Source organism: uncultured Algibacter sp., from assembly GCF_963976535.1.
Classification (GTDB): Bacteria; Bacteroidota; Bacteroidia; order Flavobacteriales; family Flavobacteriaceae; genus Algibacter_B.
This window is the reverse complement of the sequence record NZ_CAXBLF010000020.1, coordinates 1-25,197: the sequence shown is the minus strand read 5'-3', so window position 1 is coordinate 25,197 and position 25,197 is coordinate 1. Positions and strand designations below refer to the sequence as shown.

At 31.7% G+C, this 25,197-nt stretch carries 24 protein-coding genes; 14 read left to right on the top strand and 10 right to left on the bottom strand.

What is annotated here, in order from left to right; translation table 11 throughout:
• Window positions 1-171: 171 nt before the first annotated feature.
• The gene (locus AAC024_RS07595) at window positions 172-1,764 is read left to right on the top strand and encodes an NAD(P)H-hydrate dehydratase (protein WP_339894686.1); all 1,593 of its coding nucleotides are present in this window, start codon (window positions 172-174) and stop codon (window positions 1,762-1,764) included.
• A gap of 121 nt (window positions 1,765-1,885) precedes the next feature.
• On the opposite strand, the gene AAC024_RS07590 is transcribed toward AAC024_RS07595, so the two are convergent.
• From AAC024_RS07590 to AAC024_RS07565, 6 genes are all read right to left on the bottom strand, one after another.
• Window positions 1,886-3,259, bottom strand: a complete 1,374-nt coding sequence (locus tag AAC024_RS07590) for a TlpA disulfide reductase family protein (RefSeq protein ID WP_339894685.1) — start codon at window positions 3,257-3,259, stop codon at window positions 1,886-1,888.
• Window positions 3,260-3,354: 95 nt separating this feature from the next.
• A complete protein-coding gene (locus AAC024_RS07585) occupies window positions 3,355-4,209 on the bottom strand; it encodes a substrate-binding domain-containing protein (RefSeq protein WP_339894684.1) in 855 nt (284 codons plus the stop codon).
• Between the two features lie 13 nt (window positions 4,210-4,222).
• Window positions 4,223-5,092 (bottom strand): nucleoside phosphorylase, encoded by an 870-nt coding sequence (locus AAC024_RS07580; RefSeq protein ID WP_339894683.1) that lies wholly within the window; start codon window positions 5,090-5,092, stop codon window positions 4,223-4,225.
• Window positions 5,082-6,023 (bottom strand): DUF1835 domain-containing protein, encoded by a 942-nt coding sequence (locus AAC024_RS07575; RefSeq protein ID WP_339894682.1) that lies wholly within the window; start codon window positions 6,021-6,023, stop codon window positions 5,082-5,084. The genes AAC024_RS07580 and AAC024_RS07575 overlap by 11 nt, the downstream gene beginning before the upstream one ends.
• A gap of 4 nt (window positions 6,024-6,027) precedes the next feature.
• The gene (locus tag AAC024_RS07570) at window positions 6,028-6,357 is read right to left on the bottom strand and encodes a translation initiation factor (RefSeq protein ID WP_339894681.1); all 330 of its coding nucleotides are present in this window, start codon (window positions 6,355-6,357) and stop codon (window positions 6,028-6,030) included.
• Window positions 6,358-6,448: 91 nt separating this feature from the next.
• A complete protein-coding gene (locus AAC024_RS07565) occupies window positions 6,449-7,396 on the bottom strand; it encodes a 2-oxoglutarate and iron-dependent oxygenase domain-containing protein (RefSeq protein WP_339894680.1) in 948 nt (315 codons plus the stop codon).
• 296 nt (window positions 7,397-7,692) lie between these two features.
• Here AAC024_RS07565 and AAC024_RS07560 point away from each other — a divergent pair, with 296 nt between their 5' ends.
• Window positions 7,693-9,696 (top strand): dehydrogenase E1 component subunit alpha/beta, encoded by a 2,004-nt coding sequence (locus AAC024_RS07560; RefSeq protein ID WP_339894679.1) that lies wholly within the window; start codon window positions 7,693-7,695, stop codon window positions 9,694-9,696.
• On the opposite strand, the gene AAC024_RS07555 is transcribed toward AAC024_RS07560, so the two are convergent.
• Complete coding sequence (locus tag AAC024_RS07555) at window positions 9,693-10,922, bottom strand: dipeptidase (RefSeq protein ID WP_339894678.1); 1,230 nt, start codon at window positions 10,920-10,922, stop codon at window positions 9,693-9,695. The genes AAC024_RS07560 and AAC024_RS07555 overlap by 4 nt on opposite strands.
• A 165-nt stretch (window positions 10,923-11,087) precedes the next feature.
• Here AAC024_RS07555 and AAC024_RS07550 point away from each other — a divergent pair, with 165 nt between their 5' ends.
• Complete coding sequence (locus tag AAC024_RS07550) at window positions 11,088-11,483, top strand: hypothetical protein (RefSeq protein WP_339894677.1); 396 nt, start codon at window positions 11,088-11,090, stop codon at window positions 11,481-11,483.
• A gap of 43 nt (window positions 11,484-11,526) precedes the next feature.
• Here the strand turns inward: AAC024_RS07550 and AAC024_RS07545 are convergent, their stop codons facing one another.
• Together AAC024_RS07545 and AAC024_RS07540 are read right to left on the bottom strand one after the other, a co-directional pair.
• The gene (locus AAC024_RS07545) at window positions 11,527-12,084 is read right to left on the bottom strand and encodes a biopolymer transporter ExbD (RefSeq protein ID WP_339894676.1); all 558 of its coding nucleotides are present in this window, start codon (window positions 12,082-12,084) and stop codon (window positions 11,527-11,529) included.
• A 242-nt stretch (window positions 12,085-12,326) separates the two neighbouring features.
• Window positions 12,327-12,461 (bottom strand): hypothetical protein, encoded by a 135-nt coding sequence (locus tag AAC024_RS07540; RefSeq protein ID WP_339894675.1) that lies wholly within the window; start codon window positions 12,459-12,461, stop codon window positions 12,327-12,329.
• Window positions 12,462-13,045: 584 nt separating this feature from the next.
• On the opposite strand from AAC024_RS07540, the gene AAC024_RS07535 reads away from it, so the two are divergent.
• Entirely contained in the window at window positions 13,046-13,723 is a 678-nt protein-coding gene (locus AAC024_RS07535; RefSeq protein ID WP_339894674.1) for a hypothetical protein, read from the top strand.
• 4 nt (window positions 13,724-13,727) lie between these two features.
• Here the strand turns inward: AAC024_RS07535 and mgrA are convergent, their stop codons facing one another.
• Window positions 13,728-14,741: an L-glyceraldehyde 3-phosphate reductase gene (gene mgrA, locus AAC024_RS07530; protein ID WP_339894673.1), complete on the bottom strand. Its 1,014-nt coding sequence runs from the start codon at window positions 14,739-14,741 to the stop codon at window positions 13,728-13,730.
• A 686-nt stretch (window positions 14,742-15,427) separates the two neighbouring features.
• Between mgrA and AAC024_RS07525 the strand changes: the two genes are divergently transcribed.
• The 10 genes from AAC024_RS07525 to AAC024_RS07480 all read left to right on the top strand — a co-directional run bounded on the left by AAC024_RS07525 (window position 15,428) and on the right by AAC024_RS07480 (window position 24,999).
• Window positions 15,428-16,987: a DEAD/DEAH box helicase family protein gene (locus tag AAC024_RS07525; protein WP_339894672.1), complete on the top strand. Its 1,560-nt coding sequence runs from the start codon at window positions 15,428-15,430 to the stop codon at window positions 16,985-16,987.
• A gap of 162 nt (window positions 16,988-17,149) precedes the next feature.
• On the top strand, window positions 17,150-18,010 hold the full coding sequence (locus AAC024_RS07520) for a mechanosensitive ion channel domain-containing protein (protein ID WP_339894671.1): 861 nt from the start codon (window positions 17,150-17,152) through the stop codon (window positions 18,008-18,010).
• Window positions 18,011-18,231: 221 nt separating this feature from the next.
• Window positions 18,232-18,684, top strand: a complete 453-nt coding sequence (locus AAC024_RS07515; RefSeq protein WP_339894670.1) for a cold shock domain-containing protein — start codon at window positions 18,232-18,234, stop codon at window positions 18,682-18,684.
• A gap of 50 nt (window positions 18,685-18,734) precedes the next feature.
• Window positions 18,735-19,649 (top strand): EamA family transporter, encoded by a 915-nt coding sequence (locus AAC024_RS07510; RefSeq protein ID WP_339894669.1) that lies wholly within the window; start codon window positions 18,735-18,737, stop codon window positions 19,647-19,649.
• Window positions 19,650-19,665: 16 nt separating this feature from the next.
• The gene (locus AAC024_RS07505) at window positions 19,666-20,484 is read left to right on the top strand and encodes a DMT family transporter (RefSeq protein WP_339894668.1); all 819 of its coding nucleotides are present in this window, start codon (window positions 19,666-19,668) and stop codon (window positions 20,482-20,484) included.
• Between the two features lie 360 nt (window positions 20,485-20,844).
• On the top strand, window positions 20,845-21,891 hold the full coding sequence (locus AAC024_RS07500) for a glycosyltransferase family 9 protein (protein WP_339894667.1): 1,047 nt from the start codon (window positions 20,845-20,847) through the stop codon (window positions 21,889-21,891).
• Window positions 21,892-21,939: 48 nt separating this feature from the next.
• On the top strand, window positions 21,940-23,244 hold the full coding sequence (locus AAC024_RS07495; protein WP_339894666.1) for an MFS transporter: 1,305 nt from the start codon (window positions 21,940-21,942) through the stop codon (window positions 23,242-23,244).
• An 83-nt stretch (window positions 23,245-23,327) separates the two neighbouring features.
• The gene (locus AAC024_RS07490; RefSeq protein ID WP_339894665.1) at window positions 23,328-23,873 is read left to right on the top strand and encodes a DUF4251 domain-containing protein; all 546 of its coding nucleotides are present in this window, start codon (window positions 23,328-23,330) and stop codon (window positions 23,871-23,873) included.
• A gap of 126 nt (window positions 23,874-23,999) precedes the next feature.
• On the top strand, window positions 24,000-24,614 hold the full coding sequence (locus AAC024_RS07485) for a hypothetical protein (RefSeq protein WP_339894664.1): 615 nt from the start codon (window positions 24,000-24,002) through the stop codon (window positions 24,612-24,614).
• Between the two features lie 193 nt (window positions 24,615-24,807).
• Window positions 24,808-24,999, top strand: a complete 192-nt coding sequence (locus AAC024_RS07480) for a cold-shock protein (RefSeq protein ID WP_203253448.1) — start codon at window positions 24,808-24,810, stop codon at window positions 24,997-24,999.
• The last annotated feature ends 198 nt before the right edge of the window (window positions 25,000-25,197 follow it).

The window sequence follows — 25,197 nt, the reverse complement described above, 5'->3', positions numbered from 1 at the left end:
ATTCGTTTAAATAAAACGACTAATTGTAATAAGAAATGAAAAATCTATAATTGCGTATACATGAAACATCCATAACTAAATCTTGATACCCAAGGGAATGATTAAATGGATGCTACATTGCCTGCTCCGACAATTTCGGAGTGACCATTGAAAAACAATAACATAGAACACATGAAAGTATTTTCTAAAGAGCAGATTTACGAAGGCGACAAGCTAACCGCTGAAAAACAAAACATTTCTTCCACCGAATTAATGGAGCGCGCAGGGACTCAAATTTTTGATTGGATACACAAGCGCATGCAGGGTGCACAAGTACCCATACATGTGTTTTGCGGCATAGGTAATAATGGAGGTGATGGACTAGTTTTGGCGCGGCATTTAATAACCCATGGCTATAATGTTAATACATTCATAATTAATTGCAGTGATAAGCGATCCAAGGATTTTTTGATTAATTATGATCGTATTAAAAACGTTACCAAAAAATGGCCAGTACTTTTAAGTTGTGCAGAAGATTTTCCAGAAATACATCCAGATGATATTATTGTTGATGGTGTATTTGGTATTGGATTAAATAGACCTGTAGATGAGTGGGTAAAAAAAATGTTTATGCATTTTAGAGAAAGTAAGGCATTTACTTTGGCTATTGATATTCCTTCTGGACTTTTCGTAGATAAACCTGTAACAGATGAAGATGCCGTAGTTTGGGCTGGTTTTACTTTAAGTTTCGCGTCACCGAAATTAGTATTCTTTTTGCCTGAAACAGCTAAATTCAGTGTACAATGGGAAGTTTTAGATATTGGTTTAGATCAAGAATTTTTATTCACAACGGAAACTGAAGTGGAATTAATTGGTAAGCACGAAGTACTTCCTAATTATATTCCACGAGAGAAGTTTTCACATAAGGGACAATTTGGTCATGCACTAATTATTGGTGGAAGTTATGGGAAAATTGGTGCTGTTACTTTAACTAGTCGAGCCGCTTTATCTGCAGGTGCAGGATTAGTCTCAGCCTATGTTCCAAAATGTGGATATCAAGCTCTACAAGCTTCTTTTCCTGAAGCTATGGTTATTACAGATGCTGATGAAGAAAAAATCACAGCTATTAAATTTGACATTAAACCAACCGTAATTGGTTTTGGAGTAGGAGTGGGAACAGACACAAAAACGGCTAGTGCTTTTGAAGCTTTCTTAAAGACAAATAAAACCCCTTTGGTGATTGATGCAGATGGGATTAATATCCTTTCAAAAAAGAAAGCGTTATTAAAATTGCTGCCTGAAGCTATAGTTTTAACACCACATCCAAAAGAGTTAGAACGTTTAATTGGCAAATGGAAAAATGATTTTGATAAACTGAAGAAAGTAAAAGCTTTTTCAAAAAAACACAAAGTAATAGTGGTTGTAAAAGGCGCTAATTCCATTACTGTTTTTGAAGATAAACTTTATGTAAATACTACAGGAAATCCAGGGCTTTCAACGGCTGGTAGTGGAGATGTGTTAACGGGTATTATTACAGGTTTAATTTCACAAGGTTATAATCCTTTAGTAGCCGCTATCTTTGGTGTTTATTTACATGGAAAATCTGCAGATATTGCTGTTGAGGATTTTGGTTATCAAAGTTTAATTGCTAGTCATATTATTGATTATTTAGGTGAAGCATATATAGATTTATTTAAGCAACCCGAACCACCACAAGAAGAAAAAGAAAAAGAAGAAGATGAAGAAGAACCACAAAATGAACAAAAACAAAAAAGCCGCAATTAGCGACTTTTTTAGAGTTGGAAAATTTTGCCCCACCCGGAATTGCGAAAAGGCAATTGCGACCTCCTCCAAGGGGAGGTGAATTCAGAAACCCTGAGGTAGAACCATCGGGGAATTATTTAGATTAAATATTTAATTTAGTAAATAACTCAATAAGCTTTGGACTTGAAGGTCTAGGTGCGTTTGAATCTACAATGTTTCCTTCAGCGTCAATTAATAGAAATCTTGGGATGCCTTGAATTTGATACTCTTTTACAAAAGCAGAATTCCAATCATTATCTGCAAATAATTGTATGCCACCTAATTCTTTTTCATTTACCATGGCTTTCCATTTTTCATGGTCGCTAGCTTTGTCAATTGAAATGCTTACAAATTGAATATTTTTCCCGTGATACTTTTTTTCTACTTCTTTTAAAAATGGAATTTGTTGCTTACATGGTCCACACCAAGTGGCCCAAACATCAATATAAACATACTTCCCTTTTAAATCGTCAAGAGATGTTTTACCACCCGCATAATTTTCATAACCAACAAATTTAGGTGATGGTCTTCCTACTGCTAACCCCATTAGTTTGTCATACATTTCAGTAATTATTGAGTTGTTTTTCTCGTTCGTAGAGTTTTTAGTGAAAACATTATAAAAAGCATCAATATCTTTGGAATAAGATATATTGTAATTTGCGTAATCAAACAACAATGTGTTTTTTATAGTTTCGTTTTCAATAGCACTTGCTGTTTTAAGGAAAGCCATATCATAAGCTATAGAATCTTTTTCACTCAATTCATGTGCTTTATCACCATAATAATCTGATACTAAACCTTTGTAATTACTAGAAAAAACAAAGTCTTCAATATTAGAATAATCTAGACTTTTAGCTTCTTCTAAAAAGTCATCTGAAATTTTAAAATCCTCATTCTTAGTGAAATACTTATGAGCATTTTCAAAGTTGTTTAATTTGCTTAAGTAGCCATAGTGTAAGTTCTTCTTCTCTTTGGTAATAAACTCACGCGGTAAACCTTCAGCATTATTCAATAGTTCTTCTTGAGAATTTTTAAACGCTATCATACGTTCTAAATATTTATCTTCTTCTAATGAGAATATTTCTTGATTCTTTTTAGAGAGTTCTATTTCTCCTTTTCTTTTAGCAACCAGATAATTGTTTATTTCAGAACCAACTCCTGATATAGCAATAGTGTTATCAAAATCACTAGCATCATAAGTTATATTTAAATTATTGCCAGATTCGATATTAAGGAATATAGGGTTTGTTCCATCAAAAAGGACATAAGAATTGATATCTGTACTTAGCGTATCAGAAAAAGTTCCATCTGCTGTAACAGCAAGTGTTTCTTTAAATAATCTATCCTCACTGTTAATAGTTAAATCTCCAACATGCTTATTGGTTATTTTACCAGAAATAATGGCATAATCAGGTTTTACTTCTTTTTTACATCCAATTAAAGCTATTGCAAAAGCAATAAAAAGTAATTTTTTCATTTTTTTTATTTGTTTAAGCTTCAAAAATAAGGAATTGCAATAATGCTCCAATTTATTTTGATAAATTATTAACATTTCAACGCATGCAAAATGGGTTATAGCTTATGCGTTAATTTTTTATAATCAACAATCTCAGGGATAATATTCAAGGCAAAAAGTTCCTTTTGAATATTCATAACGGTTTTTTTATCAATTAATTCTTGAGACCACTCTGTAATATTCAACCATTCTTGCACATCTTCAAGCTGTTGCTCGTAACGATTTGCAATTGTTTTATCAATACTCGGTATGTTTTTAAAATCTGAAGTTGTGTTATTGATAATATCTAAAATGGTTTTTAAATCTTTTTTATTAGATTTTATAAACTCTTCTCTAACTGCGATAACAAAACATGGCCATGGAGAAGGGCAATTGTCAATGCGTCTAAACGTACCATTATCAACTAAAGGCTTTGTAGTGAATTTTTCCCATAAAAAATAATCAGCTATGCCTTCTGTTAAACCCTCAACAGCGCCATCCAAATTTTTAATGACTTCAAAATCTAAATCTTTTTCTAAATTCCAATTGTTGTTTTCAGCGTTTATATATGCCATTAAATGTGATCCAGAACCATATCTGCTTATAGCAGCTTTAGTGCCTTTTAAGTCTTCAACCGTTTTATAGTCTGAATGATTTGCCACATGAACACCCCAAATAAGCGGTGTTTGTACAAAGGTTTGAACAATTTTACTTGGGTTTCCATCTATAATATCTTTAATGATGCCTTCGGTTAATATAACAGCAATATCAATATCACCATTGCGCAGTGCTTTACACATAGCTCCAGTACCACCGTAATAATCATGCCACCGTAAATTGATATTTTCTTTTTTGTATTCGCCATTTTTTAATGTTAAGTACCAAGCTAAATTGAAATGTTCTGGCACACCGCCAATATTTACTTTCTTCATTAAATCAATCGGTTTATTCTGTAATCTTGTTTAGTGTGTAGGTAATTAAGTTTTGAATAACGGTACTTGAGCTTTTGCTAAAAGTACCTAAAACTCTATTGGCTATAATGGCATTTAAGGACATAGCCTCATGACCCATTAATTTTGCTAGACCATAAATGGCAGAAGTTTCCATTTCAAAATTTGCGATTTTAACGCCGTTGAAATTAAAATCATCCATTTTAGAATTTAATTCTGCATCCTGAATGGCTAATCTAAGAACGCGACCTTGTGGCCCATAAAAACCACCAGCAGTTGCTGTTAACCCTTTGTGCATCTTATCACTTTCAAATTTTTTTTCTAATTTATGACTGCCTTCTATAACTATTGGGTTTGCTTTGTTGGGATGCCAATTGGTTTGTTGTACAAAGGCTTCTTCAATATCCGAATTTCTAATGGTATCAATTTTATAAGAATGTAGCATCCCATTAATATCAAGACCATGAGTACTTAACAGAAAGGAATCTACAGGAATATGGTCTTGTAAAGCGCCAGAAGTACCAATTCTTATAATATCAAGACTTGTGAGTTTTTCTTTTATTTGCCTTGTTGTAAAATCAATATTAACAAGCGCATCTAATTCATTAAGTACAATATCAATATTATCAGGGCCTATGCCTGTAGAAATCACAGTAATACGCTTGCCTTTGTAATGCCCAGTTTGGGTTTTAAATTCACGCTTTTGAGTTTCAAATTCAATAGAGTCGAAATGTGATGTTACTTTTTCTACACGATCTTGATCACCTACAAAAATGATGGTGTTTGAAATATTCTCGGGCTTTAAATTTAAATGATAGATGCTACCATCTGGATTTAAAATAAGTTCAGATTCTTTAATGTGCATTTAATACTGTTTTAACTAATTTATTTAATTGTTTACTAAATTGGAAGTCATGCTTAGCAACGCCTCCAAATATCATATTATTATCGATTTCTAAAGAAAAATTTCGCTGACCAAGCAATGCTTCGTGTCCAGTTCTATTAAGTTCTATTTTATCAGCTGTTACAGTATAGAACACTTCTAATTGATCTATAATTTTCGATAACTGTAGGTCGCCGTAACCATAAAAACCTTGATAATTTAGAGCGTAACCTAGTAAATGATTTTTAGATGTAATTTTATATTTATTAATGATTTCAAGAATGTTTTTTTCTAGAGTATTTAAACCATCAATCGAATCAGGGAACCGTTTTAAATGTGCTTTTAAACAATTACTCAAATATTCAAAGGATGAACTTTTAACTATAAAAGGTTTTAGTAAATTATGATTTACGCCGCAATAAATACCCCAAATTGTTGTTGCCATATCTATATCATCTGCATTAAGCAACACCTTATTTTTATAATGATTTAGTAATTGTTCTGTTGATAACTCAGATAAACCCATCAAGTTTTTACTGCCTTCAATTCTACCACTACAAACCAAGTAAATAGGAAGTTCTATTTTTAGCTGTTGAATAAGACTTATTACTGCAACCATATTAATATGGCAAAATAAATCATATTCAAACCATAGCACAATTTCAGAATAATTCTCTGGATGCTTTAATTTATCCAATTCACTTTTAATTAATTCAAGATCTAAATCAACATTATAAAATTGCGTGAAAAATGATTTTCTAGTTTCTAAAAATAATTCAGAACCAACTTTTTCAGTTGTAGGACCTTCACATAATAATTCTTGCCAAGTCAATTTTACACCTTGAATATCCAATTCATTAAGTGCGTTAGTCAAATTACTTCCGTTAGTAATATGCAGTGGTTGTTTGTTCATAAATTTATCCGCCTACGCGTTTTACATTAAACCCTTTGTCTTTTAATAGTTGCATTATTTTATCACGATAATCACCTTGAATTATAATTTTATCATCCTTAAAACTACCGCCAACACTAAGTTTTGTTTTAATTTCTTTGGCTAATATTTTAAAATCTTTTGTTGCGCCGGTATATCCTTCGAGAATAGTGATAGGTTTTCCTTTACGCTTTTCGTATTTACAAATTATAGGATCATCTTGCATCCAAATTCCAGATGATTCATTTATATCAGAAGTGGCTTCTTCTTCAACATAATCTGGAAATAAATTTTTAAGTTGGTCTTGTAAATCCATTTTTTTAGTGTGCAGTTTTCAGTCTTCAGTGTGCGGTCAAAATCGCAAGAGTAAGCAAACTGCCTACTGCCAACTATGGACTGCAAACTTTTTATTTCTTCAATCCTAATTCTATTAAACGTTCATTTAAAAATTCACCTGCAGTAATATCATCAAAGGCTTTTGTATTATTTTCATCAATACAACCTTCCAAAACATCTAATTTCATATCACTTATAGGGTGCATGAAAAATGGTATAGAATAACGAGATGTTCCCCAAAGTTCTTTAGGCGGATTTATTACTCGGTGTATGGTCGATTTTAATTTATTATTGGTGTGTCTAGAAAGCATATCTCCAACATTAATCATTAATTCATCAGCTTCAGCAATGGCATCAATCCATTCGCCTTTATGGTTTTGTACTTGCAAGCCTCTTCCTTGAGCGCCCATTAAAAGGGTAATTAAGTTAATATCGCCATGAGCTGCAGCTCTAACAGCTTCTTTAGGTTCTTGGGTAATAGGCGGGTAGTGTATTGGTCTTAAAATGGAGTTTCCATTATAAATATATTCATCAAAATAGGTTTCTTTTAAACCTAAATGTAACGCCAAAGCACGCAATACATACTTAGCCGTTTTTTCAAGCATCTTATAGGTTTCTTTCCCGGTTTTATTAAACTCTGAAAGTTCTTTTACATTGACATTATCAGGATATTCTGCTTTAAGTTTATCATTATCATCAACATATTGGCCAAAATGCCAGAACTCTTTTAAATCACCTTCTTTTTTACCTTTTGCGCTTTCTTTTCCAAAAGAGACATAACCTCTTTGTCCTCCAATTCCAGGAATTTCATATTTCCGTTTAGTTTCTGTTGGCAAACTAAAAAAGTTTTTAACCTCTTTGTATAGGTTATCAACTAAAGTGTCATCTAAAAAATGGCCTTTAAGTGCCACAAAACCAATCTCTTCATAAGCTTTTCCAATAGCATTTACGAAGTTTTGTTTTCTAACAGGATCTTCAGAAAGAAAGTCTTTTAAATTAACACTTGGTATGGTATTCATAAGGTTGATTTTATAGTGAACTTATTTAAAGCTTTTCAACTGGCTGCAAAATGTCCTTTTATTCCAATATTTTATCTTTTTCTTACTCCGTAACGATGCTATGTAGTTTTAAAAAAGTTTTCATTTTGAAATAAAATTTCAATTTTTCGCTTCAACCAAAAAACTTTAAATAAGTTCAATGAGTATAACACAAATGTACAAAAACATTCAAAGTTATTTATACTGAGTTATGTGCATTTTTTTTGATTAATAAATACTAATTATAGTATATTTGATAATGAAATACGCCATTTTTTATGAAAGTAACAAAAACTTCATCTAACATAAATTACATCAGTAAAGGATTAGAATCAGAAACGCTTCTGTCATTATATAGAAATATGCTGAAACCCAGATTGATAGAGGAGAAGATGCTTATTTTACTGAGGCAAGGAAAAATAAGTAAATGGTTTTCTGGTATTGGTCAAGAGGCTATCTCAGTTGGTGTTACCATGGCTATGAATGATGATGATTACATTTTGCCAATGCACAGAAATTTGGGTGTTTTTACAACCAGACATATTCCTTTGTATAGGTTGTTTGGGCAATGGCAAGGCAAAGCATCTGGATTTACTAAAGGTAGAGATAGATCATTTCATTTTGGAACACAGCAATATAAAATTGTGGGCATGATTTCGCATTTAGGTCCTCAGTTAGGTGTTGCTGATGGTATAGCTTTAGCTTCAAAATTGAAAAATAAAAACCAAGTTACTGCTGTTTTTACAGGTGAAGGAGCAACTAGCGAAGGCGATTTTCATGAAGCTTTAAATGTAGCATCGGTATGGAAACTACCAGTTTTGTTTTGTGTTGAAAATAATGGTTACGGTTTATCAACGCCTACAAATGAACAATATAACTGCAAAGACATTGTAGATAAAGGTTTAGGTTATGGTATGGAATCTCATATTATTGATGGAAATAATATTATTGAAGTGTATACTACGGTTAGCCAGTTAGCTGACGATATTCGAAAAAATCCTAGGCCTATTTTACTTGAATTTAAAACCTTTAGAATGCGCGGGCATGAAGAGGCTAGTGGCACTAAATATGTACCGCAAGAATTGATGGATACTTGGGCGGCTAAAGATCCCTTAATGAATTTTCAGGCATTTTTAATGGAGAATAATATTCTGACTGAAGAAGATGAAGTCTCAATTAAAGCCTCTATTGTGCACGAAATTAATGAACATTTAGAGGTTGCTTTTAATGAAGATGATATTATTCCTAATGAAACGGAAGAATTAAATGATGTATATAAAACAATTGAATATCAAGACGTTATAAATAATTCAAATTTAGAAGAAGTTCGTTTTATTGATGCCATTTCAAATGGTTTAAAACAGAGTATGGAGAAACATTCTGATTTGGTCATTATGGGACAAGATATCGCTGAATATGGAGGAGCATTTAAAATTACTGATGGTTTTGTAGAACAATTTGGAAAGGATAGAGTGAGAAACACACCCATTTGTGAATCTGCTATTGTTGAAGCAGCCATGGGATTATCCATAGCAGGAATTAAAAGTGTTGTTGAAATGCAATTCGCAGATTTTGTGAGTTCTGGCTTTAATCCTGTTGTAAATTATTTGGCTAAGTCCTATTATAGATGGAACCAAAATGCTGATGTTGTTATAAGAATGCCTTGTGGTGGAGGTATGGCAGCTGGTCCGTTTCACTCGCAAACTAATGAAGCTTGGTTTACTAAAACCCCAGGACTAAAAGTGGTTTATCCAGCGTTTCCGTATGATGCTAAAGGCTTATTAAACACTGCAATTAATGATCCAAATCCTGTATTATTCTTTGAGCATAAAGGCTTATACAGAAGCATGCGTCAAGATATTCCTATGGATTATTACACATTACCTTTTGGGAAAGCATCACTTTTAAGAACAGGTAATGAGATAACTATTATATCCTATGGGGCTGCGGTACATTGGGCTTTAGAGACGCTAGATAATAACCCTGAAGTCTCAGCGGATATGATTGATTTGAGAACGCTTCAGCCATTAGATGTTGAAACTATTTATGAGTCCGTTATAAAAACTGGAAAAGCTATTATTCTTCAGGAAGATTCTTTATTTGGCAGTATTTCCAGTGATATTTCAGCTGGAATTATGGAACATTGTTTTAAATATTTAGATGCGCCGGTTAAGCGTGTTGCAAGTATGGAAACACCAATTCCTTTTACAAGCCAATTAGAGCAACAATATCTTCCAAAAAATAAATTTAAAACCGCTTTAAAAGAATTGTTGGCGTATTAATTCAAAGTTTGTGCTACAGCATCGACTTCATCCAAAACACGAAGTAAATTACCACTCCATAACATGTCTATCTCATCTTCTGTATAGCCTCGTTTTACAAGCTCTAAAGTGACGTTAAAAGTCTCCGAAGCATCACTCCAGCCTCCAATACCACCACCACCATCAAAATCACTACTTATCCCAACATGTTCAATACCTATTTTTTGGACTAAATAATCAATATGATTTACAAAATCTGAAACATTAACCATAGGAGGAATATCATCCAATTTACTTGCTTCCATATCGGCAAGCTTCTTTATTTTTCCTCTAACACTATAAAATTTTTCTTTTTCCTCATTACTTAGCAACAGTCGTTCCTTGGTATCATACCATTTAGCCCCTAAAGAATCGGCTATTTTAATTCTAATAGAACGTAATTTTTTATTTCTCGCTTCATATTTTTCAGTATTTAAATACGCTTGAAAAGCAACAGTTTGAACAACACCTCCATTTTCTTTAATCAATTCTAATTGTTCATCATCCAAATTTCTACTATGATCGCATAAGGCTCTGGCCGAGGAGTGTGATGCTATAATGGGCGCTTTACTCAATGTAATCATTTGTTTCATGGCTTCTTTTGATGGATGAGACACATCAATCATCATCCCCAAGCGATTCATTTCTTTAATAACTTCTTTTCCGAAATCACTTAAACCATCGTGTAACCAAATATCATCTGCTTCACCAGTATTACTGTCAGATAATTGGCTATGACCGTTGTGAGCTAACGACATATAACGTGCACCGAGATTATAAAATTTTTCAACATTTTTAATATCTAGCCCAACAGGATATCCATTTTCAATACCAATCATAGCCACTTTTTTTCCAGATTTGGCAATACGTTTTACGTCTTCAGATGTTGTAGCCAATTCAATATCATTTGGTGCTATTTCTGTGACTAATTTATGAATAGCATCAAACTTGGATATGGCGTTCTTGTAGGCTTTTTTATAGCCTTCATCTGTTAGCGAATCTTGCCCAGTATAAACAATAAACCAAGCCACGTCTAATCCGCCAGATTTCATTTTTGGTAATGTTATTTGAGTATCTAAATCCTGTGTATAATTTATAGAATCTGTAAAATTATTAATATTAATATCGCAATGTGTATCTAAAGTAATTACACGGTCGTGAATTGTTTTTGCGCGTTCAATAAGTGATATAGAATCGTTAATTTTCATTGCGTTTTCAGTTGATCTGGATTCATTTTTACAAGAAGAAAAAGATAATAAAATGCAAAAAATAAAAATATAATGTTTCATTTATTTTGTATAAAGTGATTAATCTTGTGATGAGGCAAAATACGCTTAAATAATTGATTGGAGTAATATTCGTATATTTAATCTATGCGTTTAATTATATTTATAATACTATTGTTTGGTTTTAGTTGCAAAGAAAAACCTAAAGAGTTATATAAATGGAACGCTCTTAATGTTACGGCTACTGCGTATAATTCCTTAGCAAACCAAACCAATTCAAATCCACATATCACAGCATTTGGTGATAGTTTAAAACCTGGTTTAAAATATATTGCTGTTTCTAGAGATTTGTTGAAACTTGGATTAAAACATAATACCCCTGTTAAGATTGAAGGTCTTGAAGGGATATATTTAGTTAAAGATAAAATGCATTATAGATGGAAATCCCGAATTGATATTTACATGGGTATGGATGTAAAAGCTGCAAAACAATGGGGCAGAAAACGCCTGCGCATTGAATACGGTATTCTAAAAGATTATTGAGCTACTAAGGTTGCCGTTGTAATACCAAAATAATCCAAATAATTTACTTCGTTTCAGCTTCCGAAAGGATAAACGGATAGGCCTCTTTTATAATCTTCATTTCTTCTTTTGTTAACTTATCTGTAGGTTTATGCAATACTTTTAAACTATAGGCTTGTCGTAATTCATAATACGCTTTCGTTAATTCATTTTGAACAGCGATAAAGGTTTTGTAAGTAGTTTGTTTTCCATTTTGTAATGACACTACCGCTTCTATAGGATTGTCAGATGATTTAGCATCTTTTGCACCTAAACAATATCCACAACTACTGTCTCCATTGTTGTCTAAAAAGGTCTTAGCAATGTTTTTAAGGTTTTCAAGAGGAATGATTTCATCTTCTATCATAATTTCATCATTGTTGTTAATCACGATTCGCAAAATGTTACGCTCATTCACATCGTTAGAACAATCCATTCCTAGAGGACATGCTCTGGGAAGCAATCTGTTAATGCCTTGGTCTGAAGAAATTGTGGCGGTTACTAAAAAGAAAATGAGTAATAAAAATGCGATGTCTGCCATAGACCCCGCATTTACTTCGGGTACTAATTTTGAGTGTCTCATAATTATAGTTTTTAAGCCATATTATGTCTTAGAGAGCCGTTATGAAGATTAAAACTTCAATAAAATATGACTTTTTATAAGTTTCATCATAGCATCGCTACGTTTAAACTTAAAAAAGTAGTGTAGCGATATATTTTGAAGTAGTTTTAATATGTAATAGATTATCTAATATATGATATGGGTTGTATGTTAATATGAATTATCTTTCACAAAAACAGTACCGTAATTATAAGCATATCAGATTAGTGAGCGTATCGCTTAGTGCCTTTCCAAAGTCCTGTGTTTGAAGTTCGAAAATCTATGATGCGTTTGCTAATCAATAAATTTTCTTGAGTAATGTTATTTAGATGTCTAGATATTTTGATGATTGATTTCATTTTTTTGATTGATTAAAAAAGATTGATGAAAGATTTGGAGCCTAAAAGACGTTACTTATCTGTGACGTCTTTTAGTGTTCCATTGGTTACTTTTGGTTCCGTTTAAAGTTCCTGATAATTGATTGTTGTTTAAAGTTCTCATAATTTTTGATTTGATTGATTAAAATGGATTAGTGAAAGTTTTGGTTTTAAAAGATGCTATTTATCTATAACGTCTTTTAGTGTTCCATTGGTTACTTTTGGTTCCGTTTAAAGTTCCTGATAATTGATTGTTGTTTAAAGTTCTCATAATTTTTGATTTTGATTAATGAATAATTATATATTGTTTTTATTTGATTATACTAGATAGACGACTATAAATAAATTTTGTTACAGTACTATGTATAACAAAGTAATAAATTAACAAATTTTAACAATTTAAGGTAGGAGTGACATAGAAAAGAGTATTGATTGTATGTTTTAGGAACGGTTATTGTTAAACAGATATTAAATAATCAGTTTAACATGGTTGTATTTCTAGGAAAGAAATATCTTTGAAGAATAAATACCACTAAGAACAAAATTATATTTTTTAGATAAGCTTAATGAAATCTTATATATTATTTCTTTTTTTTATGTTCCTAACGTTATCTATTTACTCACAAATAGATAGTAAAAAGAAATCTATTTCTATTCCCGCTGTTGAAAGCAAAAAGGATTCAGCTGATATTACTCCGTTAAAACCATCAAAACCCATAAAAGAAAACAACGCTTTTGGAATGAATAGACCAAAAGTAGCTCTTTCACTTGAGTTGCCTAAAAAAGAATTATCTATGTTTCCAAAAGAAGAGTTTGGAAACCCGGGAGAACTTTATATGAAGCAAGTAAATAAAAATTTGGAGAACTTGAAGCTTAGCGAAAAAGAGGTGGCTTTAAGAAATGGGAGTACAATAGATCAGTATTTTGGTGATTTTAAAACCACTTCAATATTTGTGAACGTTGTTTATAGAGACCATGGTTATACTGATGGTGATATTATACAAGTAAGAGTGAATGATGATATTACACATGCAAGAGTTTTTCTTACTGGAGGTTTTAAGGGCTTTAAGTTAGATCTTAAAAAAGGGTTTAATAAAATTGACTTTTTAGCATTAAACCAAGGAGAATCTGGTCCCAACACCGCAGAATTTAAAGTTATCGATGATTCTGGAATAGTTATATCTCAAAACCGTTGGAATCTAGCCACGGGTGTTAAGGCTACTATTATTGTTGTTAAAGAGTAGTTTTTTAAGAAATTATCCCATCAATAAACTTCAGTTCATCTTCAGAAAAATCTAAACAATCCAAAGCTTTTACGTTTTCTTTTAATTGATTAGAAGAACTTGCTCCAACTAATACTGATGCTACTTGTGGTTGTCTTAATATCCATGAAATAGCCATTTGAGATAGCTTTTGCCCACGTCTTTGAGCCATAGTATTTAAGCTATGTATTTTTTCAATGTTAGATTGAACAGTTTCAGCATTCAAAAAAATTGAATCATTTCCCGCTCTAGAGTTTTTAGGAATACCCTTTAAATATTTATCGGTAAGCATGCCTTGTGCTAATGGTGAAAACGCTATACATCCCAAACCATTGTTTTCTAAAGTATCTAAAAGACCATCTTCAACCCAACGATCAAACATGGAATATCTGGCTTGATGCAAAATAAAAGGAACATTTAATTCTTTTAATAGTTTAGCAGCCTTTTGAGTATCCTCAGAACCGTAATTTGAAATACCAACATATAAGGCTTTTCCTTGACGTACAATATCTGCCAATGCGCCCATAGTCTCCTCTAGAGGTGTATCTGGGTCTGGTCTGTGATGATAGAAAATATCAACATAATCTAATCCCATACGTTTTAAGCTTTGATCTAAACTAGATATTAAATATTTTCTTGATCCAAAATCTCCATAAGGTCCAGACCACATAACATATCCTGCTTTTGTAGCTATAAACAATTCATCTCTGTAAGGTTTGAAGTCTTGTTTAAATATAGTTCCAAAATTTTCTTCGGCAGAACCAGGAGGAGGCCCGTAATTATTGGCTAAATCTATATGTGTTATCCCTAAATCAAAAGCGGTTCTTAAAATGTCTCTTCCATTTTTAATAGCATCAACAAAACCAAAGTTGTGCCATAAACCAAGAGAAATGGCAGGTAAAAGTACACCGCTTCTTCCAGTGCGTTTGTAGGTCATTGAATCATACCTGTTTTCGTTTGCTACATGACCTTTTGCTCTAGATTTGTTGTAGATTTTCATATTATAAAATTAAGATAAACAAATGTATAAATTCATTTTAAAACATCACTTATTTAGATGTAGATGCTTTGTGTTTTTATAGTCTTCCATTTTAGTACATGACAAAAATATAAAAGTGTCACATTGAGCGCAGTCGAAATGCTTTTGAATACGATATTTCCAATGTCTTCGACTGCGCTCAGATTGACATCCGATATATTATCAATTTTTGTCATGTACTAAGGTCTTCCATATTAATTTATGTTTTCTAGGAGTTTATAAGTTAATTCATAATTAGTGTCTGGACGGAAACAGACGATTTTTATAATTTGAATTATTTTTGATGTCATTTTTGTTTAGTTTTTATGAGTTGATGCCTTAGTATCAAGCGATTAAAAATAAACTGAAAGGGCGCAAAAAGAAACAAATTTAATTTTGCTGTGTTTCCGTCCAGACACTAATTAACACCGTCAGAAATATAACTACATGCAACCGTTTCAATTTCAAGTATAAATGCAAGTGCTTAGTTCATTTCATAAATTCAAAGGATTTGTACTTCAATAGTTTAGATGCTTATTTTAAAATTAACTTGTTCCGAACATAAGAATAAATTTTCGCAATGTTAATATTACTTGGATAATTTCACACTAATAATGCTTATAATACCCTTTAAAGATGTTATTTTTGCACGTTGCAAAATTTAAAGTATGGAGATTACAAAAGCTCAATTAGAATTAGAGGAAAGGAAAGAAGGTAAAGATTTATATAGTTACCAAAAAGGTGCTATTGATAAAATTTTTACTGCTTTTGAGGAATCTCCTGAAGATTATCATTTGCTATATCAATTACCTACAGGTGGTGGTAAAACGGTTATTTTCTCTGAAATAGTAAGGCAGTATTTAAAACACCATAAAAAGAAAGTATTGGTGATGACACACCGTATTGAGTTATGTAAGCAAACTTCAAATATGCTTACAGAATTTGGTGTTAATAATAAAGTTGTAGATAGTAAGGCCGATTTAAGTGATCAGTCAGAATACAGTTGTTTTGTGGCGATGGTTGAAACCTTAAATAACAGATTGAATGATGATAAGCTCGATATTTCTGATATTGGATTAGTGATTATTGATGAGGCACACTACAACTCATTTACCAAACTATTCAAATTTTTTAGTCAATCATTCATTTTAGGAGTAACTGCAACACCATTAAGTTCGAGTATTGAATTACCAATGACCGACAATTATGATGAATTAATTGTTGGAGAAAGTATAGAGTCGCTTATTGATAATGGCTTCTTAGCGCGAGCAGAAATGTTTACTTATAATGTTGGATTAACCTCTTTGGTAGTTGGTGCAAATGGTGATTATACAGTTAAATCATCGGAAGACTTATATACGGATAACGATATGCTATCCAAATTGTTACAAGCGTATGAAGAGCGTGCAAAGGGAAAGAAGACTTTAATTTTTAATAATGGTATTAACACCTCTTTGCATGTGTATGACACGTTTAGAAGAGCCGGTTATCCTGTAGCACATTTGGATAATACCAATACAAAAAAAGAACGCGCCATGATACTAAAATGGTTCAAGAAAACACCTGATGCCATTTTAACTTCGGTGAGTATTTTAACAACTGGTTTTGATGAACCTACTGTTGATAGTATTATCCTTAACAGAGCTACAAAGTCTTTGACACTTTATTACCAAATGATTGGTCGTGGATCTCGTATTTTAAAAGATAAGAGAACATTTTCGGTTATTGATTTAGGTAATAATTTCCACAGATTCGGACCTTGGGGTGATGGTTTAGATTGGCAGCGCATTTTTAAATCGCCAACGTATTATCTTGATGCTATTTTAAGTGATGAAGAATTAGAAAGCAATTTTAGATATGAAATGCCAGATGCTTTACGTGCAGAGTTTGCAAAATCTGAAGATGTGCATTTTGATATTCAAAAAACATACGTTGATTCTATAAGAGGAGGAGAATCTTCAAAAGTAGTTTTATTGCGGTCTATAGAACAACATGCTAAAATTTGTATAGAAAATAGCGAAGATGTTTATGATGCGCTAGCATTAGCGAAGCAACTTGGTGACGATGTAGATTTTAGAATACAGCGTTATAGTAAGTGTATTAGTAAGAGCACATTCAATTTTGTGGAGTGGCTTAAAGGCGATTACAAAAAGAAACTTAATTCTTATTTGCGTACAAATTTTGACGAGGTATTTGAACAAATTCATGGTTTTCCTCCTGAGGATTAGGATTTTTTGAATCTACTTTTGTCTGCAAAGACGCGATGAAGCCAAGTTTAATTGGTTATTTGGTTGGCTTTATAAAAAATTCAGCTAACTTCGTTTATCATCGGATATTTAATATTAAAACATTTCATATCCGTCTAAGTCATACGGTATTAAAAGAACAAGATGGATACATTTATGAACTTTTTGGAATTTGAGCTTTTTAGTATTGGAGATAATAGTTTTCGAGTTTATACATTAGTGACTATTTTAATAATTTTTCTGATTCCCAAATTAATATTATGGTTAATTAAGAAAACACTTTTTCGTAAACGAAAGTTTAAAAATATTGACAAAGGGAGCCTTTATGCCTTATTTCAAATCATTAGATATGTAATTTGGGTCATTGCAATTGGTCTTATTTTAGAAACTATTGGTGTTAAAGTTACTGTATTAATAGCTAGTTCTGCGGCTTTACTTGTTGGGGTAGGATTAGGACTTCAGCAAACATTTAACGATGTTATATCAGGAATAATTTTACTTTCAGAACAATCTATAAAAATAGATGATGTCTTGGACATAGATGGTGATATAGTTAAGATTCAAAGTATTGGATTGCGAACATCCAAGGCCTTAAATAGAGATGATGTCTCTATTATAATTCCAAATTCATTAATTACAACTAATAAAGTTATAAACTGGAGCCACCAGACCATGAAGACTCGCTTTAGAATTGATGTTGGTGTTGCTTATGGAAGTGATATAGACTTAGTTATAAAAATTTTGGAAGAATGTGCATTTGATCATCCTGATATATCTGACCGTGAATCGACTGAAGCGAGATTAGTGAATTTTGGAAATTCATCTTTAGATTTTCAAGTATTATTTTTTAGTCGAAATATATTCCGAATAAGTAAAGTAAAAAGTGATATACGTAGAAGTATTAGTCGGAAATTTACTGAAAATAGTGTTGCTATACCTTTTCCTCAAATGGACTTACATTTAAAATCAAATTATACTGAAATAATGAAGAAGGATTTACAGTAGCGCGTCTTATAGCGATGTACTCTCGATTTGCGTTAGGGATTGCAGTGGAAAGCCCACAGCGAGGTACGAGCGAGGACTTGTAACGTAAAGCCCGACCCTTTTTTGGGTAACGCCCAAAGACTAATTTTTAAGCAGAATACTATTATTATTATAACATAATAAATATTAGATGTATCTTTACATCATATTAATTTAAAAAACCCAGTAGGAGTATTTAAACTATGGCAAAATCGCAGGTCACATTTAACAAAATTGAAAAAGAAAAAAAACGCTTAAAAAAGAGAGAGGAAAAGCAAAAGAAGAAAGACGCTCGGAGAGCTGAAGCTAAAGAAAACCCACAAGGTATTCAGTTTGCTTATGTAGATTTTAACGGTAATTTAACCGATACACCACCAGACCCGGCAATGCGCGAAAAGGTTGAGGCTGAAAGCATTGAGCTTGGAATCCCGAAGAAAGAAGATAGAGAAGATGAAGAACCAGTAAACAAAGAAGGTAAAGTATCTTTCTTTGACCATTCTAAAGGTTTTGGTTTTATTATAGATAGCATAAATCAAGAAAAATATTTTGTTCATGTTAGCGGAACTCTTGAAGATATTGAGGAAAACGACAAAGTAACTTACGAATTAGAGCGTGGGCAAAAAGGCATGAATGCTGTTAGAGTAAAGAAAATATAATATTTATACTGGTTTTTAACCCCAGTAATTTATAATACAAAAGGCTAATTATGAATGTATCGCGTAAAACGGTTCTAATCATATTAGCCTTTTTTTCTATTTATATTATTTGGGGATCTACCTATTTATTGAATAAAATATCGGTTTCACAATTACCTCCATTTTTTCTAGCTTCTGTTAGGTTTCTTATTGCTAGTATGATCATTTTTATTATAGCAAAATCATTAGGTATAAGCCTTAAAATTTCTAAAAAAAAATTGCTGAATGCCATAATTGCGGGATTTCTGTTTTTAACTCTGGGTAACGGACTTGCTGTTTTAGCCTTAAAATATATTGATAGTGGTTTTGCTGCTTTAGAAATTTCTGCACAACCTTTAGTAATTCTTATAATGATGCGTGTATTTCAAGGTAAACGCATTAAACTCATGTCTTATATTGGTGTGATTTTGGGATTTATAGGCATCTTTCTTTTGGTGAGTCAGAAAGAAATTATAAATAAAGAAGGTCAAATTTTAGGCATGGTTTTAATTTTTGTTTGTATGCTAAGCTGGGCTTATGCTAGTATTTTTGTTGGAAAAGCCGATTTGCCAAAAAATTCTTTTGTGAATACAGGGTATCAAATGCTTGCAGGCGGTATTATGCTTGGTATTATTAGTTTGGTATTGCATGAACCTTGGTCGTTACCAAATACATGGCAGCCAGAGGTACAATGGTCTATGATTGGACTTATTGTTTTCGGCAGTATTATAGCCTTTACATCGTTTAACTATCTTTTAAAAGAGGTGTCTCCAGAAAAAGTAGCCACTTCAACTTATGTAAATCCAATAATAGCTTTAATTTTAGGATGGTGGGTTTTAAATGAACATATTTCATTACAATCCATTATTGCAGCAGTAGTTTTGCTTACTGGCGTTTATTTTATAAATACTAAACGTGTTTTAAAACCAAGAGCTATTGGACGTTAAGCAGGCTATAAAATTTATGTTTATTAGTACTTTGGCTTTTGCTTGTATGAATTCCACTGTTAAATACTTAAGTGAAGTTAGTCCATTTCAAATTGTGTTTTTCAGATCAGCAAGCTCTTTATTTTTTACTTTCGGGTTTTTATTAAAAAATAAAATCCCAATTATTGGAAAAAACAATAAGTTATTGATTTTAAGAGGGTTAGTTGGCGTTACTTCAATGACTCTTTTCTTTATGTCTATTAAATATTTATCTGTAGGTACTGCGGTTTCTTTACGTTATATAGCACCAATCTTTGCGGCTATTTTTGCAGTTATTTTATTAAAAGAAAGAATAAAACCAGTGCAATGGGGCTTCTTTTTAATGGCTTTTATTGGAGTAGTTATTTTAAAAGGATTTGATAGTGACTTAGATTCTTATGGTTTATTTTTAGTTTTGCTAGCAGCTGTTTTTAGTGGTTTAGTTTACATCATCATCAGTAAAATAGGTAAAAGTGAACATCCTGTAGTCGTTGTAAACTACTTTATGATTATTGCAACCATAGTAGGCGGAGTATTGTCTATTAATAATTGGGTAAATCCTGTTGGTGTTGAATGGTTACTATTATTCCTTCTCGGTGTTTTTGGCTATTTCGGACAGGTATATATGACTAAAGCGTTTCAAATAGCTTCAACAAACCAAGTAGCACCGTTAAAATATATTGAAGTTATTTTTACAGTACTATTCGGTTTATTTATTTTTAATGAGGTTTATACGCTTTGGAGTATTCTAGGAATTGTGCTAATTATTGGAGGTTTAATTTTAAACGTTCTATATAAAGCGAGATATAATAGCTAATCCTTTTTAAATATACTAGGATTTAATTCAGCCCAAATTCAGCTTATTTTTTAAAGCCATTAAAGTAGACTAATAAAGTATTTATTAATGCCTTAATTAATCTCAACACGTGTTTCAATATGCTTGTCTAGGCCATAGTATCTTTGTACTTTTGAACACCAATAAAAGAATTTCTTGAAACCAACTATCCTCGAGGCAGAGCCATAGAGGTATTTCGCTGGTTTCATTTTGACAAAAGGTCAAAAATCGAAATTCTGTTATTTAGATTCCCGTTTTCACGGGAATGACAATTTCAACGGAAACCCCGAGGCAGAGCCTCGAGGAATTCTTTTCGATTAAAAGCATAAACTTTACCAGTAAATGAAATTTAAAACCCGGATTAATAATATAAGAAGAAGTATTATGCGTAGCATTACCAAAAACGTTGGTAGCGCTTACTCTGAACCTAAAAAGGGTGAAATTAAAATTTCTGATATAAAAAAAGTGTTAATTATAAGACCAAATCATCGCCTAGGAAATCAATTATTATTAACACCGCTAGTGCAAGAGGTTATAAATATGTTTCCAGGTTGTGAAATTGATTTATTTGTAAAAGGCGGTGTAGCGCATCCCGTTTTTGAAAACTACCAGCAAGTTAACAAGATTATTAAACTCCCAAAAAAACCTTTTAACAACTTATTTCAGTATGCAAAAAGTTGGATTTCTATCAAGCAAAAAACTTACGATTTGGTTATAAATGCTGATAGAAACTCATCTTCAGGACGTTTATTAACGCAAATGTCTAAAGCAAAAATTAAAGTTTTTGGTGATGTTGATGAAACCATTAAACAGCAATATGATGATTATGAACATATTTCAAAGTATCCAATTTATAATTTAAGACACTATTTATCTAGATTAGGAATTGAATATAATACTACTGAAATACCTCTTTTAGATATTAAATTAAGTGAAGAAGAAATTTCTAAAGGAAAAAACATATTAAAAGACATTATTCGTAATAACAAGAAGACCATTTGTATTTATACCAACGCAACAGGTAATAAATGCTATTCTGAAACATGGTGGGAAACGGTTTATTCTAGGTTACTAAAAGAATACCCTGAATTCAACATTATTGAAATGCTCCCTATTGAGAATATCTCGAAAATCAATTTTAAGGCTCCAAATTTCTATAGTCAAGATATTCGAGAAATGGGCGCCATTATTCACAACACTAACATTTTTGTTTCTGCAGATAATGGCGTTATGCACCTAGCAAGTGCTTCACTAACCCCTATTGTTGGGTTTTTCTCTAGAACTAAAAGAAATGTTTATGGGTCTTATGGCAATGGTAGCGTAGCACTTGATACTAATGAGACTAATATTGAAGATTGGTTTAATGAAATTGCTAGAATTTTAAAATAAGCTTTTAAATAATATTCAGTTACCCCAATTGGTAGTTGATAAAAGTATATGTTAAATCACAATAAGTTTTCCTTAATTAATCCAAATAAATGGCCTTTTTTTTATGGCTATGTGGTACTTTTTGTTGGAAGCATTGGTGTTTTAGCAAGTATTCCAGGTCAAACTGTTGGGGTTTCAGTTTTTACAGATCCGGTTAAGGATGCCTTAGGATTAACAAGAAATCAATTTAGTAACGCATATATGTTTGGCACTTTATTAAGTGCTTTTTTTGTTTCAAGAGCAGGTGTATTGTTTGATGAATATGGAGCAAGATATGTTGCTTTTTTTGCAACTATATTTCTAGGACTGTCACTGCTTTTATTTTCGATTTCTGTAGATATAAGTAACCACATAAAGCTATTAACACAATTTGATTCTTGGGTTGTGCCTTTTGTACTTATCACCATATTATTCTTTTTTATTAGGTTTTGTGGCCAAGGGGTTTTAACCATGTCTTCTCGTAATATGATAATGATTTGGTTTGATAAAAACAGAGGAAAGGTGAACTCTATAAGTAGCATTGGTGTATCATTAGGTTTTTCTAGCTCACCAATTTTAATAAACAAACTTATAGATAATCATGGATGGGAAATGAGTTGGCAAATACTAGCTATTTCCTTGTTTATTTTTAGTTTTTGTGTTTTACAGTTTTATAGAAATAAACCAGAAGATTTTAATTTAAAACCAGATGGACATGATAAAAAAACTATAATCATAGAGGTTAAAAAAGTTGAATCTAATTTCACTTTAAAGCAAGCAAAACAAACAAGAGCTTTTTGGATGATAGGATTAACATTAGCTTTTAATAGTTTTTTTATAACAGGTTTTACATTTCATGTAGTTTCTATTTTTGCAAGTCAAGAGTATACAAAATCACAAGCTATAGCTGTTTTTCTACCAATATCTATTATTGCTATTGCCGTATCAACACTTTGTAATATTCTTAGCGATTATATTCACCATAAAATTTATTTATATATCATGCTAGCAAGTGGTGTATTAGCATCTTTGGGTTTAATGTTTTTGTCATATACCATTGGTGTATATTTTTTAATAATTGGCTTAGGTATTTTAGGAGGGCTGGTTGCCGTTGTTAATGCAGTTACATGGCCAAGATACTACGGACGTAAGTATTTAGGAGCTATAACTGGAAAAGTAATGAGTTTTTTAGTAATAGCCAGCGCTATTGCACCTAGTTTGTTTAGTTATTGCTTTACAACATTAGGCTCTTATAGTTATATAAGTTATATCACTTTAGCGTTTCTTTTGTTTTTAATTATTGCTACTACAAAGGTTAAGAATCCACAATCATAAATATTTTTCTATTTTTAACAGTCTATTAAGCACTTAGTTAACTAATATTTTATAACTTAGTTACAACGCATACCTTAGAGAAGATGAAACCTTTAGCTTTTTTTACTTTACTTATTTTTATATTGACATTGTCATGTAAATCATCAAAGTCTAAAGCCAGTGATGCTCAAATTAAAACTTTAGAAATCTTAGTAGAAAATAAAAATTATACAATAGAATCAGATTGGGCACGTCCTCAAGTTACAAATGCTATGCAACAAATAGTAAACTCAGGTTTATTACCAGCTGGAAGTTCAGTTAATGCGATAAATTTAATAGGGAATTCAAATTTCTTGACTATTTCTGGTGATAGTATTACATCATATTTACCCTATTTTGGTGAGCGACAAATGAATGTTGGGTATGGCGGAACAGACAGTGCTATACAATTACAAGGATTGCTAGAAGATTATGAGGTAGTAAAAGGCAAGAATAATAGATATACCATCTCATTCAGCGCTCGGGGCAAGTCAGAAAATTTTAGAATAAATATTGTACTGTTTCCTAATTTAAAAAGTGACATGCAGCTTACAGCTAATGGTAGGTTTCCAATTTCATATACTGGACATGTAGAATCGCTTGAAAAGTAATACCTATTTTTCTGTTCATTGCTTGCTTTTCATCTATTCATCGTGAAATTATACAGTTCAATCGATTTTTTTGTTTAAAAGACGTGTAGTGAATTAGTTTTGAGAGGATTAAAAAAACACTCCCAAATGAAAAATCTAATTACCCTACTAAGTTTTGCTTGTTTATTTATTAGTTTTAATTTTCTTCAAGCACAAGATGCGAATGACATCCCTGAAAATTTCAAAAAACGTAGTCCTATTTACGATTACTCTGAAAGGCAACTGAATAATGTAGATACCATTCCAGATTTTGCGTCTAGATCTCAAAAGTTAAAAATTACAGGAACTATCTATGAAAGTGATGGGATAACTCCAGCAAAAAATGTTATGCTATTTATTCATCATACGGATGAAAGCGGAAATTTCGAATTAAAAAGACAAAACAAAAAGCGTTATGTTCGCCATAGAGGCTGGGTAAAAACGGATGCTGATGGCAAATACACCTTTTACACATTTGTTCCTGGAAAATATATATTAGGAAACGAGTTAACTCAAATTTTACCTATAATTAAAGAGCCGAATAAGCCAGAATATAAAATTGAAACTTTTCTTTTTGATGATGACCCGCTTTTAACAGGGAAATGTCGCACTAAAGTTGAACAAACTAATCCTAATCGAATTCTTAAGCTCAATAAAAAAGAAGGTTTGTTCGAAGCTAAAAGAGATATTGTACTTGGCAAGGAAGAAACTTCTACATATTAGTTTTTTAAGATAATTAATGGCTACTGTATTGCTTGCTAATCTATTTACAAATTCGTAAATCTTACAAAAAAGAGGAGTTCAATAACATTTAATCATCGAAATAATTGAAAAATAAGTCAATTAATGCGTGGTATGTCAAAAAATGGCATCATCTTTGCAATTAAATAAGTATTATAAATTAAATTACATTACAATGAGTAAAGGAACAGTAAAATTTTTCAATGACGCTAAAGGATTTGGATTTATCACAGAAGAAGGCGTAGAAAAAGATCACTTTGTACACATTTCAGGATTAGTAGACGAAATTCGCGAAGGCGACCAAGTTGAATTTGATCTTCAAGAAGGAAACAAAGGATTAAATGCAGTGAACGTAAAAGTTATCTAATACATATACTTTAAAGTTTTACAGAAGCCCATCTATATAGATGGGCTTTTTTTTGTGACCTGTAATATTTTATAAAAGAAATTGTTTATCCAGTGTGATTTTCCGCAGTAGCAAAAGCAACTTATCGCATCTATTAGACTTAATTTATTTAGTCAATGTCCTCCAAAAATAAAAAACGCTATAATTAAGCTAACTAGT